At 47.4% G+C, this 652-nt stretch carries 1 protein-coding gene; it reads left to right on the forward strand.

Translation table 11 applies throughout. The features are described 5' to 3' along the window. Positions 1-151: 151 nt before the first annotated feature. Positions 152-652: MATE family efflux transporter (locus KIV40_RS33160; RefSeq protein WP_285353638.1), on the forward strand; the 501-nt coding region annotated here is incomplete at its 3' end.

The following is a 652-nucleotide window of genomic DNA, read 5'->3' on the forward strand; positions in this document are numbered from 1 at the left end:
TGACACCTCAGTTAATCGTCACGAAGTGGTAAACACCTTTGTAATATCTTCGCGGATCACCTCTATTCATACCTGAGTTGAGGCTCTACCCACGACATAGTGAAACTTGATCGCCTAGGTTAAACTATCACCTCAAATCAAAGAGGTGATCGTGAAGCTATTTCTTCCCCAATCTATTTTTCAAACTCTAACCAACACATCGGTTCATCAGCGCGTGTTGATGCTCGCCATACCTATGGTTCTCTCCAATATCACCGTTCCACTACTCGGTTTAGTGGATGCGGCTGTGATAGGTCATCTAGAACATGCGTGGTATCTAGGTGGTGTGGCTTTAGGTGGCACCATGATCAGTGTGACCTTTTGGTTGCTGGGCTTTCTTCGAATGTCGACGACCGGCTTAGCTGCTCAATCTTATGGTGCCAGCGATAATCAGCAACTGGGGTTGGTGTTTGTTCAAGGCATCACGATGAGCTTAGGATTTGCGGCTCTGTTCTTACTGCTGCACGGTGTGGTCGCAGATACCGTCTTCTCTCTTAGTAGTGCCAGTGAACAGGTGAAGTTCTATGGTGAGCAGTACTTTTCTATCCGTGCTTGGAGTGCGCCCGCTGCACTGAGTAATTTTGTCATCCTAGGTTGGTTACTCGGTACCCAA

The organism is Vibrio sp. D173a, from assembly GCF_030248475.1.